The 14,947-nt window shown below is 66.3% G+C and carries 16 protein-coding genes; 10 read left to right on the top strand and 6 right to left on the bottom strand.

The features are described 5' to 3' along the window. The 8 genes from C0R46_RS21280 to rnhA all read left to right on the top strand — a co-directional run bounded on the left by C0R46_RS21280 (position 1) and on the right by rnhA (position 5,514). The gene (locus C0R46_RS21280; RefSeq protein ID WP_280953023.1) at positions 1–135 is read left to right on the top strand and encodes a hypothetical protein; all 135 of its coding nucleotides are present in this window, start codon (positions 1–3) and stop codon (positions 133–135) included. 1 nt (position 136) lies between these two features. Further along, a complete protein-coding gene (locus tag C0R46_RS12120; protein ID WP_245413553.1) occupies positions 137–754 on the top strand; it encodes a cytochrome c oxidase assembly protein in 618 nt (205 codons plus the stop codon). A 126-nt stretch (positions 755–880) separates the two neighbouring features. After that, on the top strand, positions 881–1,759 hold the full coding sequence (locus C0R46_RS12115; RefSeq protein WP_102959901.1) for a cytochrome c oxidase subunit 3: 879 nt from the start codon (positions 881–883) through the stop codon (positions 1,757–1,759). Between the two features lie 87 nt (positions 1,760–1,846). After that, positions 1,847–2,239, top strand: a complete 393-nt coding sequence (locus C0R46_RS12110) for a DUF983 domain-containing protein (RefSeq protein WP_102959900.1) — start codon at positions 1,847–1,849, stop codon at positions 2,237–2,239. A gap of 76 nt (positions 2,240–2,315) precedes the next feature. Beyond that, entirely contained in the window at positions 2,316–3,017 is a 702-nt protein-coding gene (locus C0R46_RS12105; protein ID WP_245413552.1) for an SURF1 family protein, read from the top strand. Positions 3,018–3,031: 14 nt separating this feature from the next. Further along, on the top strand, positions 3,032–4,072 hold the full coding sequence (ispH, locus tag C0R46_RS12100; RefSeq protein WP_102959898.1) for a 4-hydroxy-3-methylbut-2-enyl diphosphate reductase: 1,041 nt from the start codon (positions 3,032–3,034) through the stop codon (positions 4,070–4,072). A 3-nt stretch (positions 4,073–4,075) separates the two neighbouring features. Next, on the top strand, positions 4,076–5,050 hold the full coding sequence (locus tag C0R46_RS12095; RefSeq protein ID WP_102959897.1) for a homoserine kinase: 975 nt from the start codon (positions 4,076–4,078) through the stop codon (positions 5,048–5,050). Next, positions 5,047–5,514: a ribonuclease HI gene (rnhA, locus tag C0R46_RS12090; protein WP_102959896.1), complete on the top strand. Its 468-nt coding sequence runs from the start codon at positions 5,047–5,049 to the stop codon at positions 5,512–5,514. The genes C0R46_RS12095 and rnhA overlap by 4 nt, the downstream gene beginning before the upstream one ends. 66 nt (positions 5,515–5,580) lie before the next feature. Here the strand turns inward: rnhA and C0R46_RS12085 are convergent, their stop codons facing one another. Together C0R46_RS12085 and C0R46_RS12080 are read right to left on the bottom strand one after the other, a co-directional pair. Further along, positions 5,581–6,066: a peroxiredoxin gene (locus tag C0R46_RS12085; RefSeq protein WP_102959895.1), complete on the bottom strand. Its 486-nt coding sequence runs from the start codon at positions 6,064–6,066 to the stop codon at positions 5,581–5,583. A gap of 93 nt (positions 6,067–6,159) precedes the next feature. Then, positions 6,160–7,011 carry a protein-disulfide reductase DsbD domain-containing protein gene (locus tag C0R46_RS12080; RefSeq protein ID WP_102959894.1) on the bottom strand — a complete coding sequence of 284 codons (852 nt, stop codon included), beginning with the start codon at positions 7,009–7,011 and terminating at the stop codon, positions 6,160–6,162. A gap of 195 nt (positions 7,012–7,206) precedes the next feature. On the opposite strand from C0R46_RS12080, the gene C0R46_RS12075 reads away from it, so the two are divergent. Continuing rightward, positions 7,207–7,812: a YqgE/AlgH family protein gene (locus C0R46_RS12075; protein ID WP_102959893.1), complete on the top strand. Its 606-nt coding sequence runs from the start codon at positions 7,207–7,209 to the stop codon at positions 7,810–7,812. Positions 7,813–7,933: 121 nt separating this feature from the next. Here C0R46_RS12075 and C0R46_RS12070 read toward each other — a convergent pair whose 3' ends face one another. Genes C0R46_RS12070 through thrC form a run of 4 tightly spaced genes read right to left on the bottom strand, consistent with a single transcriptional unit; the run spans position 7,934 to position 14,248 of the window. Then, positions 7,934–10,831, bottom strand: coding sequence for a sensor domain-containing phosphodiesterase (locus C0R46_RS12070; RefSeq protein ID WP_102959892.1), 2,898 nt, complete (start codon positions 10,829–10,831; stop codon positions 7,934–7,936). A 46-nt stretch (positions 10,832–10,877) separates the two neighbouring features. Beyond that, positions 10,878–11,501 (bottom strand): GNAT family N-acetyltransferase, encoded by a 624-nt coding sequence (locus tag C0R46_RS12065; RefSeq protein ID WP_102959891.1) that lies wholly within the window; start codon positions 11,499–11,501, stop codon positions 10,878–10,880. A gap of 12 nt (positions 11,502–11,513) precedes the next feature. After that, positions 11,514–12,830 carry a M16 family metallopeptidase gene (locus C0R46_RS12060; protein WP_102959890.1) on the bottom strand — a complete coding sequence of 439 codons (1,317 nt, stop codon included), beginning with the start codon at positions 12,828–12,830 and terminating at the stop codon, positions 11,514–11,516. Next, entirely contained in the window at positions 12,827–14,248 is a 1,422-nt protein-coding gene (thrC, locus tag C0R46_RS12055; protein WP_102959889.1) for a threonine synthase, read from the bottom strand. The genes C0R46_RS12060 and thrC overlap by 4 nt, the downstream gene beginning before the upstream one ends. Positions 14,249–14,386: 138 nt before the next feature. Between thrC and C0R46_RS12050 the strand changes: the two genes are divergently transcribed. Further along, on the top strand, positions 14,387–14,914 hold the full coding sequence (locus C0R46_RS12050) for a hypothetical protein (protein WP_102959888.1): 528 nt from the start codon (positions 14,387–14,389) through the stop codon (positions 14,912–14,914). Positions 14,915–14,947 lie beyond the last annotated feature (33 nt).

Raw genomic sequence — 14,947 nt, 5'->3', positions numbered from 1 at the left:
ATGGAGCTGGAGCGCGTCAAGCTGACGGAGGCCGAGGCGCGGGCGCGTCGGCGCCGCTCCGTCGCCATCGGCCTGTTCCTGGTCGGCCTCGTCATCCTGTTCTACGTCGTCACGATCGCCAAGATGGGGGTCTGAGTTGGCCGACGGCACGAACATCGGACATCGGCAGGCGACAGCGCGGCGCCGCGGGATCGCGATCGCCATCGCCTGCGCAGCCTTTGCGCTCGGCATGGTGGGCGCTGCCTATGCGTCCGTTCCGCTTTACCGCCTGTTCTGCCAGGTCACCGGCTACGGTGGCACGACGCAGCGCGCGGAGGGCGCCTTCGGCACCGTTGTCGATCGCGAGGTGACCGTCCGCTTCGATTCGAATGCCGTGCCCGACGTGCCCTGGCAGTTCGCGCCGGAAGAGCGGGACGTCCGGGTCAAGCTCGGTGAGACGCGACAGACCGCCTACCGGGTCCGCAACCTGTCCAATCAACGGGTGACGGCTCAGGCGACCTTCAACGTGACGCCCGATGCGGCCGGCTCCTACTTCAACAAGATCGCTTGCTTCTGCTTCACCGAGCAGACGCTGGAGCCGGGCGAAGAGCGGGAGATGCCGATCGTCTTCTTCGTCGATCCCGCGATTGCCGATCAGGAGGAGCTGAAGGACTTGCCGACCATCACGCTCTCCTACACCTTCTTCCCCGTGAAGTCGGAGCCGGCTTCCGTCGCAGAGAGTGGAAATCGCAACCTTGGTACAGGGCGCCTGTGACGGCTGCCGACCGAGCTTGCACTGTGATGACGTCGGCGGGCAGGGAACGGCGCATCGCCAGATAGAACTCGGCTTCGAATCTCTCTAAGGAGAATCGGGCTGGAACAGGAAGACCAGGAACGGACCATGGCCGAAACCCACGTGAAGCATCACGACTACCACATCATCGATCCGAGCCCGTGGCCGTTCCTCGCCTCCATCGGCGCCTTCATCATGGCGATCGGCGCGGTCGCATGGATGCGCTACATCCAGGGCGGGCAGTTCATCCTGCTCGGCGTCAACCTGGTGACGCCGTGGGTCTTCTTCGCCGGTCTCGCCCTCGTCCTCTATGTGATGTTCGGCTGGTGGTCGGACACCATCAAGGAAGGCCGGGCGGGTGCGCATACGCGCGTCGTCTCGCTGCACCTTCGCTATGGCATGATCATGTTCATCGCCTCGGAGGTGATGTTCTTCGTCGCCTGGTTCTGGGCCTTCTTCGATGCGAGCCTGTTCCCGAACGAGGCGGTACAGGCTGCCCGTGCCACCGTCACGGGCGGTCAGTGGCCGCCGGTCGGCATCGAGGTGCTGGACCCGCTGCATCTGCCGCTCTTCAACACGATCACGCTGCTTCTCTCGGGCACGACGGTCACCTGGGCGCATCACGCGCTGCTGCACAACGACCGCCGCGGCCTGATCACGGGTCTCGTCCTGACGGTGATCCTCGGCGCGATCTTCTCCTATGTGCAGTTCTACGAATATGCGCATGCGCCGTTCGCCTTCTCCGGCTCGATCTACGGCTCGACCTTCTACATGGCCACGGGCTTCCACGGCTTCCACGTCTTCGTCGGCACCATCTTCCTGCTCATCTGCCTGATCCGGGCGGTGCGCGGCGGCTTCACGGCGCAGAAGCATTTCGGCTTCGAGGCGGCGGCCTGGTACTGGCACTTCGTCGACGTGGTCTGGCTCTTCCTCTTCTTCTGCATCTACATCTGGGGCAGCTGGGGGGCGACGTTCCACGGCGAGTGATCGCGGGACCGCCATTCGGGCACTATCTGGGAACAGGAAGGAGGCGGCTTCTCGAAGGCCGCCTTTTTCGCTTGAAGGGAGAATGCGATGAGCGATGCCGAGCGCCCAACGCCATCCGTCGACCCGATCAAGGCGGGCGTCCTCGGTCGCTGCCCACGCTGCGGCAAGGGGCGCCTTTATACGGGCTTCCTCAGCACCGCGCCGCGCTGCAGCAGCTGCGGGCTCGACTACACCTTCATCGACAGCGGTGATGGTCCGGCGGTCTTCGTGATCCTGATCATCGGCTTCATCGTCTGCGGACTGGCGCTCTGGACCGAGGTATCTTTCAACCCGCCGCTCTGGCTCCACCTCGTTCTCTGGGTGCCGCTTACCTTCATCCTGTGCCTGCCGCTGCTGCGGGCGCTGAAAGGGGTGATGATCGCCCTGCAGTTTCGCAACCGCGCGGCGGAAGGCCGGCTGGACGGCGATGGCTCGGTCTGATCCCACCAGCGCCGGCGGGACCCGCCCGGCGGATCCGGGCTCGCGGCCGTTATCGCGACGCGCCCGATGGGTCGCCGTGATCGGCACGCTCGTCGGGATCGCGATCCTCTGCGCCCTCGGAACCTGGCAGGTTGAGCGTCTTACCTGGAAGAACGGGTTGATCGCCGCCATCGGCGAGCGCATCCACGCGGCCCCGCAGAGCCTCGACGCGATCGAACGCCGCTTTGCCGAGACCGGCGACGTCGACTACTGGCCTGTCGAGCTGCGCGGCCGCTTTCTGCATGAGGGCGAGCGGTACTTCCTCTCGACCTTCGACGGTGCGGCCGGCTGGAACGTCTACACGCCGCTGCTGACGACGGATGGGCGCCTCGTCTTCGTCAATCGCGGCTTCGTGCCCTACGAGATGCGCGATCCTGCCCGGCGCCAAGACGGTCAGATCGAGGGCGAGGTGACCATCACCGGCCTTGCCCGCACCGCGCCGACGGAGAAGCCCGGCATGTTCGTGCCGGACAACGAGCCGGCGCAGCGGACCTTCTTCTGGCGCGACGTCGACGCCATGGCCGAGGGGCTCGATCGCCCCGCCGGCGTGCGGCTGGTGCCGTTCCTCGTCGACCAGGCGAAAACGGACGTGCCCGGCGGCTATCCCGTCGGCGGCACCACCGTGATCGACCTGCCCAACGATCACCTGCAATATGCCGTCACCTGGTATGGCTTGGCCGCTGGCCTTGCCGCCGTGACCGCGGCGCTGCTGCTGAAGGACCGGCGCTCGCGGCCTTGACAGGGGCGGGTCCGATGCCTTCATTCGCCGCGAATGACCCGGAGAGCCATTTGTACGCCGCGACCGACAAGCCGCCGCTGACCATCCGCATGTGCGAGCCGCGCGGCTTCTGCGCCGGCGTCGACCGTGCGATCCAGATCGTCGTGCTGGCGCTGAAAAAATATGGAGCGCCGGTCTATGTGCGCCACGAGATCGTCCACAACCGCTATGTCGTGGAAGGCCTGCGCACCATGGGCGCGGTCTTCGTGGAAGAGCTCGATGCCGTGCCGGATGATGGGCAGCCGGTGGTGTTCTCGGCCCATGGCGTGCCGAAGTCCGTCCCCGCGGCGGCCGAGGCGCGCGAGCTTCTGTATCTCGACGCCACCTGTCCGCTGGTGTCCAAGGTCCACAAGCAGGCGATGCGGCACACGCGGCTCGGCCGCCACGTCCTCCTGATCGGTCACAAGGGGCATCCCGAAGTGATCGGCACGATGGGACAGCTGCCCGAGGGCACCGTGACGCTGATCGAAACAGAGGACGATGTCGCAGCCTTCACGCCGGCGGATCCGTCCGCGCTCGGCTTTGTCACGCAGACGACACTCTCCGTGGACGATACCGCCGGGATTATCGCCGCTATAGGTGCGAAGTTTCCTGAGGTGACGCCGCCGTCATCCGAGTCGATCTGCTATGCCACGACGAACCGGCAGGAGGCGGTGCGGGCCGCTGCGCCCGGGGCCGACCTGTTCCTGATCGTCGGTGCGCCGAACTCGTCCAATTCCAAGCGCCTCGTCGAGGTGGCGGAGCGCGCTGGCGCAATGACCGGCGTCCTGGTCCAGCGTGCGAGCGACATCCCGTGGGCCATCGTCGGGGAAGGCGCGACCATCGCCCTGTCCGCCGGTGCGTCGGCTCCGGAACTCCTCGTCGACGAGATCGTCGATGCCTTCCGGCAGCGCTATGACGTGCGCATCGAGCTCGTCCGCACGGCGGAGGAGAACGAGAACTTCCCGGTCATGCGCAGCCTGCGCGACATGCCTCTCACCGAGGCCGACATGGCCTTCGTCAACGGACGGAACTGACGCTTGGCCGTTTACACTGATGTCGCGGAGCCGCAGCTGGCGGAGTTCCTGTCCGCTTACGATCTCGGCCGGCTGCTGAGCTACAAGGGCATCGCCGAGGGGGTGGAGAATTCCAACTTCCTGCTGCGGGCGGAAGGCGGCACCTTCATCCTGACGCTCTACGAGAAGCGGGTGAACCGCTCCGACCTGCCCTTCTTCATCGGGCTGATGGAGCATCTCGCCGGCCGTGGGCTGTCCTGCCCGCTCCCCGTCCGCACGAAAGCCGGCGAGGCGCTCGGCGAACTCGCCGGCCGTCCGGCGGCGCTCTTCACCTTCCTGGAAGGCATGTGGACGCGCCGCCCGGGCGCGGAGCACTGCCGGCAGGTCGGCACCGCGCTGGCGCATCTCCATGCGGCCGCTGCCGACTTCCCGCTGACCCGCCGTAACGGCCTGTCGCTGCCGGACTGGCGGCCTCTCTTCGACCTCTGTCGAGCGAGGGCCGACGAAGTCGAAGCGGGACTGGCTGCCGAGATCAATGCCGAGTTGGGCTTTCTTGAAGCGAACTGGCCGGCCAGCCTGCCGACCGGCGTTATCCACGCCGACCTTTTCCCGGACAACGTCTTCTTCCTCGGCGGCGAGCTGTCGGGGCTGATCGACTTCTATTTCGCCTGCAACGACATCCTTGCCTACGACCTCGTCATCGGTCTGACAGCCTGGTGCTTCGAGCCGGACGGCTCCTACAACGTCACCAAGGGGCGCGGCATGATCGAGGCTTACCGGGCCGTGCGGCCGCTGATGGAGGCCGAGGTCGCGGCGCTGCCGATCCTGGCCCGCGGCGCCTCGATCCGCTTCCTGCTGACGCGCCTCTATGACTGGCTGACCGTGCCGGACGACTCCTTCGTCACCAAGAAGGATCCACGGGAATACCTGCGCAAGCTGCGCTTCCATCGGCACGCAAAGAGCGCCGCCGATTACGGCCTCGACCTGGAGGCGGCATGAGCGAGGCGGCCGAGAAGAAGCGCGTCGAGATCTATACGGACGGCGCTTGTTCGGGGAACCCGGGTCCGGGCGGCTGGGGCGCGATCCTGCGCTTCGACGGCAAGGAGATGGAGCTCTCCGGCGGCGAGCCTCTGACCACCAACAACCGCATGGAGCTTCTGGCGGCGATCGAGGCGCTGGCCGCGCTGAAGCGCGGCTGCGCCGTCGACCTGCACACCGACTCGCAATACCTGCGCGACGGCATCACCAAGTGGATCCACGGCTGGAAGAAGAACGGCTGGCGCACGGCGGCGAAGGCGCCGGTGAAGAATGCCGAGCTGTGGCAGCGCCTGGAGGAGCAGAAGGCGCGCCACGACATCGTCTTCCACTGGGTGCGCGGCCATGCCGGCCACGACATGAACGAGCGCGCCGACGAACTCGCCCGCGCCGGTATGGCGCCCTTCAAGACGAAGGCCGCCCGCTGAAGCGGACGGCCGTCCTGTCCGGGAACCGATGCGATTTCCGTCTGGACGCTGCTTGTCCGGCGCGGCTCAGAGCTGCGCCAGCAGCTTCTCGGCGCTCGACGTGTCGGCCTGACCCGGCGTCTCCTCGATGTTGAGCGTCTTCACCACGCCATCCTCGACCAGCATCGAATAGCGCCTGGAGCGCAGGCCGAGGCCTGCCACCGACAGGTCCTGATCAAGGCCGGCGGCCTTGGTGAACTCGCCATTGCCATCGGCGAGGAACAGGATCTTGCCCTCCGCGCCGGTCGACTGGCACCAGGCGTTCATCACATGCACGTCGTTGACCGCAACGACCGCGATCGTATCGACGCCCTTGGCGCGGATCGCATCGTTATGATCGAGGAAGCCGGGCAGGTGATTCATGCTGCAGGTCGGCGTAAAGGCGCCGGGGACGCCGAACAGGACGACCTTCTTGCCCGCGAAGATCGCGTCGGTCGAGATGTCGGTCACGCCGTCCTGCGTACGCGTCTTGAAGCTCGCGTTGGGGATCGTATCGCCTGCCTTGATCGTCATGCTTATTCGTCTCCGCTGCCCTTCAGGGCCTGTGATGCCCCGCGCGACATAGGACGGTACCGGACCGTGTCGAGGATCACGTCCGGTTGACGGTCAGTCCCCGACGCCGCCGACCCGGAGGTTCCGCGTCTCGATCGCGCCGGCCTCTGTTGTCAGCACGGCGCGAACTGCCAGCCGCTCGGCGGCCGGATGGCGCGGCCGGCTGTTGACGGGAACGGTGAAAGTGACGGCGGGGCCGTCGCGCCTGGCTGTCGCGATGCCGAAGTACCAGCCCTTCGGTCCAGTAAGAAAGAGATCCGCCGCGCTGTTCTCGGCACGTGCGCCAAGGGCGACGGCGACGGTGACGCTGCCGCGGTCCGGCGCGAGCTCAGCCGAGACGATGCGGCCGATGGCGGGATCAAAGCCGGGCAGGGTGGCGAAGGCCGCTTCGATCTCCTCTGCGTCGTCTGCACTGACGGGTGCGCTTGATGTCGTGAGACTGGCCGTCACCGGAATGCAGATGTCGCGGCAGACGCCGAGCATGATCAAGGCCGTCAGCGTTTCTGTGTCGCCAGGTGAGAGGCCCTTCATCGTGAAGGCGAAGGCGGTGTCACCTTCATAGCCGTTGGAGCGGCCGGAGGCATCGTCGCCGAACCGGTGCGGAGCAGGGAAGTCGATCTCTGCCGCTTCGCCCCCGGGAGCGCCCGTCGCTCTGATCTCGACGGACGGTGGAATTCCGGCGTCACCGGGATCGATCCAGTAAGTTTTCCAGCCGGGTGCGAGCTCGACGAGAAGCGCGCCGCGCATGACGCCGTCCGCGCCCACGATACCCCTGACGAGCCGCAGCGTCACTTCGTCGCTGCGGTAGACCGAAGGATCTGCATCAGCCGGCTGAGGACGCGCCGGCGAGGCTGTAGCCACCGTCAGAGCGAGGAGCAGTGGAAGAATGCATAGACGCAACGACATCGATCAAGATCGCTCCTTCTGCCGGGAACTTCGTACCGGCAAGACCCTTCTGCAGGACGGTCGCGACCAGATCGTGACCCGCCCGCGCGCAAGCGCGAGCCGTCCCGCTCGACGCCGCATTGCAACAAAGATGTTTCCTTTTGTGCAGGAACGATGTCTGATGAAATCCGGCGACACCAGGATTATCTCTAGGTCATGACCCGAGACGACCATTCTGCCGACCGTAACGCCCCCTCGCTGGAAGGGCATTTCCTCATCGCCATGCCGGGCATGCAGGACGAACGCTTCGCACGCAGCGTCGTCTATATCTGCGCGCACTCTCCGAACGGGGCGATGGGCTTCATCATCAACAAGGCGCAGCCGGTCTCCTTCGGCGCGCTGCTGACCCAGCTGGACATCGTCCAGGACGAGAACGACATCCGCCTGCCGGAGAAGGGGCGCGAGGTCTCTGTCTGCATGGGTGGGCCCGTGGAGCGCGGCCGCGGCTTCGTGCTGCATTCGAGCGACTACGATTCCGAGTCCACCGTGCCCGTTGCCGAGCACATCTCGCTGACGCCGACACTCGACATCCTCAAGGCCATCTCGGAAGGGATCGGCCCGCGCACCGCCATCATGGCGCTCGGCTATGCCGGCTGGGGTGCCGGGCAGCTCGAGGAGGAGATCGCCGCCAATGGCTGGCTGACCTGCGAAGCCGAGGACTCGCTCATCTTCGACACCGAGCTGGACAACAAATACAATCGGGCGCTCGGCCTTCTCGGCGTCGACCCGACCTTCCTGGCCAGTGAAGCCGGCCACGCCTGAGCGTCCGCCGTCGGCGGGCGCATTGTGGTATCTCGCCGATTGACGGCAGCGACGTCAGCGATCGCCGCTCGAACTCTTTCCGAGACAGTATGGCTGGCGGCAGCGGCCGGCCGCCGTCGGCTCAGCCGGCGCGCTTCAGCCCAATCGAGCGCTCCTGCAGGCGCTTACGCGCCTGCTCCACCGTCAGCGGCGGCGCATAGAGGTAGCTCTGCGCATATTCGCAGTTGAGCTGGCGCAGCTGCACGGCATCCGCCTCGCTCTCCACCCCTTCCGCCACCACCGCCAGACCCAGCTCGTGCGCCATGGTGACGATGGAATGGAGGATGATCGGCCGCTGCGGACGGTTGTCGTTGCGCAGAAACGACTGGTCGATCTTCAGCGTGTCGAACGGGAAGCGCAGGAGGTAGGACAGTGACGAGTAACCGGTGCCGAAATCGTCGAGCGACAGGCTGACACCCATCTCCCGCAGCCGCGCCAGCAGCTGCGCCGAGCGCTCCGGATTGTCCATGACGATGGACTCCGTCAGCTCCAGCTTCAGCGTCTGCGGCGGCAGCTCGTAGCGCTTCATCACCGTCTTCACATCGCTGACGAGGTCCTGGCGGATGAGCTGGCGGCTGGAAATGTTCACCGCCATGGTCAGCGTGTCGTCGCCGGTGAGCTTCTGCCAATCGGACAGGCGCTTCGACGCCTCCTCCAGGGCGAACTGGCCGAGCTGCACGATGAGGCCGGTGCTTTCGGCGATCGGGATGAACTCGGACGGGGAGATCGCCCCGCGCTTGGGATGCTCCCATCGGAGCAGCGCCTCGAAGCCCGCCGTCTCGCCGTCGCTGAGGCGGATAATCGGCTGGAAGGCCAGCGAAAGCTCGTCGCGGCTGAAGGCGCGGCGCAGATCGGACTCCAGCTGCAGCCGGCCTGAGCCCGACTCGCGAAACGCCGGTCGGAATGGCTCGATGCGGTCGCCACCGAAACGCTTGGCTTGGTACATCGCCAGTTCGGCTTCCTTCAGCACCTCTTCGCAGCGTGCGCCGTCGCTCCAGCCGGTGAGGCCGATGGCGCCGGTCAGGATGATCTCGCGATTGGCAAAGGCGATCGGCGCCTTGATCGTCTCGCGCAGCGTCTCGGCAAAGGCGGCGATCGCGCCAACCTCGCTCGTCGACATCAGGATAAGGCCGAACTCGTCTCCAGAGAGCCGCGCCAGCGAGTCCTGGGGCTTCAGCAGTCGCTTCAGCCGGCGACCGACGGTGAGCAGGATCGTGTCCCCGGTTGCCATGCCGAAGTCGTCATTGACCTGCTTGAAGCGGTCGATATCGACGACGAAGATGCTGGGCCTGAGGTCCGGGCGTGTCGCCGCCAGCGCGCCGATGGAGTCCAGCCTGTCGAGGAAAAGCTCGCGGTTCGGCAGCCCGGTCAGCTGGTCGTGCAGCGCGTCGTGCAGAAGCCGTTCCTCGGCCTTCTTGGCGTCGGTGACATCCTTCATCGTGCCGACGCAGCGCACCACCTCGCCGTCGCTGCCGAGCACGGGGCGGGCCCTCAGTGCCATCCAATGATAGTGACCGTCCTCGCCGCGCACTCGGAAGTCCTGCACGATACGGCCGCGGCGATGCTCGACGATGGTGTCCAGCGTCAGCTTGAAGCGGTCGCGATCTTCGGGATGCAGGATCGGCAGCCAGTCGCGCGCCGGCCCGTTCATCGAGGCGACCGGCATGCCGCTCAGCGTGTCGCCGTCGCTGCCGGCAAAAATCCGGTCGCGCGTGACGTCCCAGTCCCAGATCGCGTCGCCCGTGCCGGCGAGTGCGAGCGAGCGCCGCTCCATGTCGGACAGGATCCCTTGCGCAAAGGTGCCGCCGGCAAAGGCGTGCTGCATCACCGTAAAGCCGATCAGGAGCACGATCAGCACGAGGCCGCCGCCGAGCGCCGGCTGGATCACGTCGTTGGAGAGGCGGCCGGTGACGGTCAGCCAGCCACCGAACAGCCAGACGATGATCAGGCACCAGGTGGGGATCAGCATGATCGCGCGGTCGTAGCGCAGCCAGGTGAGGTAGAGAATGAGGATGAGACCCACCGCAGCCGTTGCTGCCATTGAGATGCGGGCAATGCCTGCGGCGATCTCCGGATTGACGGCGGTGACGACGCCAAGGCCGATCAGTCCGACGAGCCAGAGAGCCGTGAAGGCCGACAGCAGCCGGTGCCATCGGTTGAGGTTCAGATAGGCGTAAAGGAAGACGATCAGCGTGAAGGCGAAGGCGACTTCGGTGCCGGCCCGCCATATGCGCTCCTGGCCCGGCATGATCGGCACCAGCTTCTGCCAGAAGTCGAAGTCGATGCAGATATAGGCGAGCACCGACCAGGCGAGTGCAGCCGTCGCGGGGAACATCGCCGAACCCTTCACGACGAAGAGGATGGTGAGAAACACCGCCAGAAGGCCCGCAATGCCGAGGACGATGCCGCGGTAGAGCGTATAGGCGTTGATCCAGTCCTTGTAGGCGTTGGGCTCCCAAAGCCGGATCTCCGGCAGGTCATGCGAGGAGAGCTCCGCCACGAAGGTAACCACCGAGCCCGGATTGAGCGTGACGAGGAAGACATCCGCCTCCGAACTCGGCTGGCGTTCCAGCGCAAACCCTTCCGACGGCGTGATCGAGGCAATGCGCTGCGAGCCGAGATCCGGCCAGATCACGCCCGAGCCTGCCAGCTTGAAGTTCGGCGCGACGATCAGGCGGTCGAGCTGCTCGTCCGTATTGTTGGCGAAGGCGAAAACCGCCCAGTCGCCGGAGGAGTCGGGCGACTGCGCCTCCACCTCGATGCGGCGCACGATCCCGTCCGATCCGGGGACCGTGTCGACCTGAAAACTGCGGCCGCGCGCCTGATGGATGTCGACCGCGGTCTTCAGGTCGATGGCGACGTCCTCGCGCGAAACGTCGACGGGCTCCAGCGCTGCTGCCGGCAGAATCGCGGCGACCACCAGCAGCCACGCCAAAGCGATAGAAGCGGCAAACGCACGAAGGCGAAGGATGAAGGGCATTTAGACTGTCGAGATCCTTAGGCCGCAGGGGATGCGGCAGAACCGGTCACTCCGCCGCTGCGGAGTGCAGGCGCGACCCGTTATCCGACCGAATCCAGTCGTCGACGAGCAGCGAGTACAGATAGTGATCCTCCCAGGAACCGGCGATTTTGAGGTACTTTCGCAGATACCCCTCACGCCGGAAACCGGATTTTTCGAGAAGCCCGATGGAGCGGGCGTTCGACGGCAGGCACGCGGCCTCCATGCGGTGCAGCCCCTCCGTCTCGAAGACGAAGCGCTTCAGTGCCTCCACGCCCCGATGCATGAAGCCGCTGCCGGCATAGTGGACACCCATCCAGTAGCCCAGCATGCAGGATTGCGAGACGCCGCGACGGATCTGTCCGACCGTAGCGCCGCCGAGAATGTGCTCCCCAGAGGCGTCGAACAGGAAGAAGGTGTAGCTGGAGCGCTCGCGGGCATCGTCGCGGTAGCGCTGCAGGCGCAGGCGATAGGATTCACGGGACAGTTCATCCGCAGTCCAGGAGGGCTCCCAGGGCGTCAGAAAGGCGCGGCTGGCGCTGCGAAGATCACGCCAGGCCACGTAGTCACCCGGCTGCGGCATCCGCAACAGGACGCCGTCCCCGCCGACAACCGGGAAGGAGGCGCCGAAGAGGGTGTCGATGAAGCCCATTCCCCGCGCCGTTCAGTGACGGGCCGCCGTCCTCGTCGCGGCCGGGGCGGTGCCGCCGAGCCGCAGCTCCAGCTCGCCGAGGCTGGGAAGGGCGGCGACGGGGCCGATGGCGGCAAGCGTCGGCATCTTGCCGGCAAAGGTCGCGCCGGCGAGCTCGGCGAGGCGCTGCGGCGTGATCGCCGAGAGGCGATCCATCAGCTCCTCGTTGGTGATGATGCGGCCCGCGAACAGCAGCTGCCGCGCGATCTGGCCGGCGCGCGAGGCGGGGCTCTCCTGCGACATCAGGAGGCTGGCCCGCATCTGCGCCCGCGCCCGCGTGACCTCTTCGAGCGTGATGCCTTCGCTTGCCTTCATCAGCTCGTCGGCAATGACCGGTGCCAGCTCGGCGAGCTCGTTCTCGCCGGTTGCCGCATGGACGCCGAAGAGGCCGGAGTCCGAGTAGCTCCAGTGGAAGGCATAGATGGCGTAGCAGAGGCCGCGCTTTTCGCGGACCTCCTGGAAGAGGCGCGAGGACATGCCGCCGCCGAGGATCAGCGACAGCACCTGCGAGGCATAGAAGTCGCGGGCATAGTAGGGCCGGCCCTCGAAGCCGAGAACCATCTGCGCGTCCATCAGGTCGCGCGTCTGCCGGAATTCGCCGCCGGTATAGGATGCGGGCGCTCGGGCTGGCGTCACCGCAGGAATGTTGGGCTTCGGCGTGCTGACGCCCGCGAAGGCCTCCTCGACGCGCCGCACGATCTCCTCGTGCGAAACCGCGCCGGCGGCCGAGACGATCATCTTGTCGGGGGAGTAGTGCCGCGAGAGGTAGGAGCGCAGCTGCTCCGGCGAGAAGGACTTGACCGTCTGCCGCGTGCCCAGGATCGGGCGACCGATGATCTGGTCGCGGAAGGCGGCGGCCTGGAAATGATCGAAGACGATGTCGTCCGGCGTGTCTTCGGCCGCGCCGATCTCCTGCAGGATGACATGCTGCTCGCGCTCCAGCTCCTCTTCGTCGAAGAGGGAGTCAGTCAGGATGTCGGACAGAATGTCGAGTGCCAGCGGCACGTCGTCCTGCATCACGCGGGCATAGTAGGCGGTGGACTCGACGCTCGTCGCCGCGTTCAACTCGCCACCGACATCCTCGATCTCCTCGGCTATCTGCCGTGCGGTGCGCCGGCTCGTTCCCTTGAAGGCCATGTGTTCGAGAAGGTGGGCGATGCCGTGCTCGCCCTGCGTCTCGTCGCGCGCGCCGGTCTTGACCCAGATGCCGAGCGCGGCGCTTTCCAGATGCGGCATCTGCTCGGTGGCGACCGTCATGCCGTTCGGCAGCGTGCTGATCTTGACGTTCATGCGGCAGCTCCCCCCGCAGCCTCTTGCCGCAGGGCGCGCGAGCGCTCCCGCACGAAGCGCTCCACCGCTTCGAGATCGTTCGGCAGGCGCTCGAACACCTCTCGCTTCTGCATCAGATCGTGATGGCTCGGCGGCAGGCTCGGCTCGATGCCGCAGGCGGCCTTGACGGCTGCCGGGAACTTCGCGGGATGGGCAGTGCCGAGCGACACCATCATCTCGTCCCTGAGATGCTCCTCGGCGACCTTCACCGCGACCGCCGTATGCGGGTCGAGGAGATAGGCCGTGGTGTCCAAGACGCCAGCGATCGTGCGCGCCGTGTCGTCTTCGCTGGTGCGGCCGGCGCCGAACGCGGCGCGGATCGTTTCCAGCGTCTCGGCCGGCAGATCGAAGGCGCCGGATTGCGTCAGCTGCTGCATCATCCGGCGGATCGCCGCGCCGTCGCGTCCGCCCGCCTCGAACAGCAGGCGCTCGAAGTTGGACGAGATCTGGATATCCATGGAGGGAGACGTCGTGGCGCGAACGCCCGCCGTCTCATAGCGTCCGGTTGCAAGTGTGCGCTCCAGGATGTCGTTCTCGTTGGTCGCGATGACCAGCTGATCGATCGGCAGCCCCATCCGCTTGGCGGCGTAACCAGCGAAGATGTCGCCGAAATTGCCGGTCGGCACGGTGAAGGAGAGCGGGCGATCCGGGGCGCCAAGGCTTGCCGCCGCCGTGAAGAAGTAGACGATCTGGGCCATGATGCGGCCCCAGTTGATCGAATTGACGCCCGACAACGCCGTTTCCTCGCGAAAACGCCGGTCATTGAACATCGCTTTGACAAGCGCCTGGCAGTCGTCGAACGTGCCATCGACGGCAACGGCGTGGATGTTGGCGCCGCCGGAGGTGGTCATCTGGCGCTGCTGCACCGGCGACACGCGCCCATGCGGGAAGAGGATGAAGAGGTCGGTCCGTTCGCTGCCCGCGAAAGCGGCGATGGCGGCGCCGCCGGTGTCGCCCGAGGTGGCGCCGACGATCGTGGCTCTGCGGCCGCGCTCCTTCAGCACATGGTCCATCAGGCGCGCGATCAACTGCATCGCGACGTCCTTGAAGGCCAGCGTCGGGCCGTGGAACAGCTCCAGCACGAAGTGCTTCGGCCCGATCTGGACCAGCGGGGCCACGGCCGGATGCGGGAAGGTCGCGTAGGCCTCCTCGACCATGCGCTCGAGATCCGGCGCCGGGATCTCACCGCCGACGAACGGCGTCAGAATGCGTAGCGCCACATCCTTGTAGGGCATGCCGCGGAAGGCGCGGATCTCCTCCGCGGTGACGGTCGGCCAATCCTGGGGAACGTAGAGACCGCCGTCGCTGGCAAGACCTGCCAGCAGCACGTCCGCAAATCCCAGCACCGGCGCTTCACCGCGCGAACTCACATATTTCACGTCGTTTCCACTCCGCGTTCCCGACATTCGGCGGGACTGGCTATTCGCTGTGAAGAGCGGCGGCGCTGCCGTCGCCTAGCGGCCAAGGGCCTGATATAGAACGCCAGGGTACGATAAGGGAAGAACCGAAGCATGCATATGGTCACACCCTCCCGTCTGGCTGCTCTCGCATCTGCCGCCTTTATCCTGTCGGCCTGCAATTCGACGGGAACGACCGGTCCGGCTGCCGCCGTCGAGGAGGCCAAGGGGCCTCCGGCCTCCGCCTTCACCGAAGGTGTCGAGCCGCGCTACTGCCCGAAGATCGTGCTCAGGGAAGGCACGGCGATCCTGAAGCGCCAGAAGGGCGACGCGCTGGATTTCGTCGCCTCGGTCACCGGGACGTCCCGCGATTGCCGCATCATCGACGGCCAGCTTCACATGAAGGTCGGCGTCGCTGGCCGCGTCGTGCCGGGATCCGCCACCAAGGCCGCCAAGGTCAACCTGCCCATCCGCATCGCCGTCGTCCGGGGCAACGAGGTGCAGTATTCCCAGATGGGACGCCAGTCGGTGACGCTCGAAGGCGGCGCGACGCAGTTCGTCTATGTCGACGAGGCGGTTGTCGTTCCGCAGCCGACGGCGCAGGACCTGCAGGTCTTTGCCGGGTTCGACGAGGGGCCGCAGTCCTGACGCCCGGCTCGTACGGAGCCCGTTCTACTTAGC

It is taken from the genome of Mangrovicella endophytica (assembly GCF_002893625.1).
In the GTDB taxonomy this organism is placed as follows: Bacteria; Pseudomonadota; Alphaproteobacteria; order Rhizobiales; family Rhizobiaceae; genus Mangrovicella; species Mangrovicella endophytica.
The sequence above is the reverse complement of the archived record's forward strand: the minus strand, read 5'-3'. Positions and strand labels throughout refer to the sequence as shown.

Bases quoted from the DNA above. Each gene is read 5' to 3' on its own strand.
- rnhA (WP_102959896.1), top strand. From the start codon at position 5,047: ATGAGCGAGGCGGCCGAGAAGAAGCGCGTCGAGATCTATACGGACGGC.
- C0R46_RS12065 (WP_102959891.1), bottom strand. From the start codon at position 11,501: ATGGGCTTCATCGACACCCTCTTCGGCGCCTCCTTCCCGGTTGTCGGC.
- C0R46_RS21280 (WP_280953023.1), top strand. From the start codon at position 1: ATGGAGCTGGAGCGCGTCAAGCTGACGGAGGCCGAGGCGCGGGCGCGT.
- C0R46_RS12085 (WP_102959895.1), bottom strand. From the start codon at position 6,066: ATGACGATCAAGGCAGGCGATACGATCCCCAACGCGAGCTTCAAGACG.
- C0R46_RS12060 (WP_102959890.1), bottom strand. From the start codon at position 12,830: ATGAACGTCAAGATCAGCACGCTGCCGAACGGCATGACGGTCGCCACC.
- C0R46_RS12050 (WP_102959888.1), top strand. From the start codon at position 14,387: ATGGTCACACCCTCCCGTCTGGCTGCTCTCGCATCTGCCGCCTTTATC.
- C0R46_RS12110 (WP_102959900.1), top strand. From the start codon at position 1,847: ATGAGCGATGCCGAGCGCCCAACGCCATCCGTCGACCCGATCAAGGCG.
- ispH (WP_102959898.1), top strand. From the start codon at position 3,032: ATGCCTTCATTCGCCGCGAATGACCCGGAGAGCCATTTGTACGCCGCG.
- C0R46_RS12080 (WP_102959894.1), bottom strand. From the start codon at position 7,011: ATGTCGTTGCGTCTATGCATTCTTCCACTGCTCCTCGCTCTGACGGTG.
- C0R46_RS12070 (WP_102959892.1), bottom strand. From the start codon at position 10,831: ATGCCCTTCATCCTTCGCCTTCGTGCGTTTGCCGCTTCTATCGCTTTG.
- C0R46_RS12075 (WP_102959893.1), top strand. From the start codon at position 7,207: ATGACCCGAGACGACCATTCTGCCGACCGTAACGCCCCCTCGCTGGAA.
- C0R46_RS12115 (WP_102959901.1), top strand. From the start codon at position 881: ATGGCCGAAACCCACGTGAAGCATCACGACTACCACATCATCGATCCG.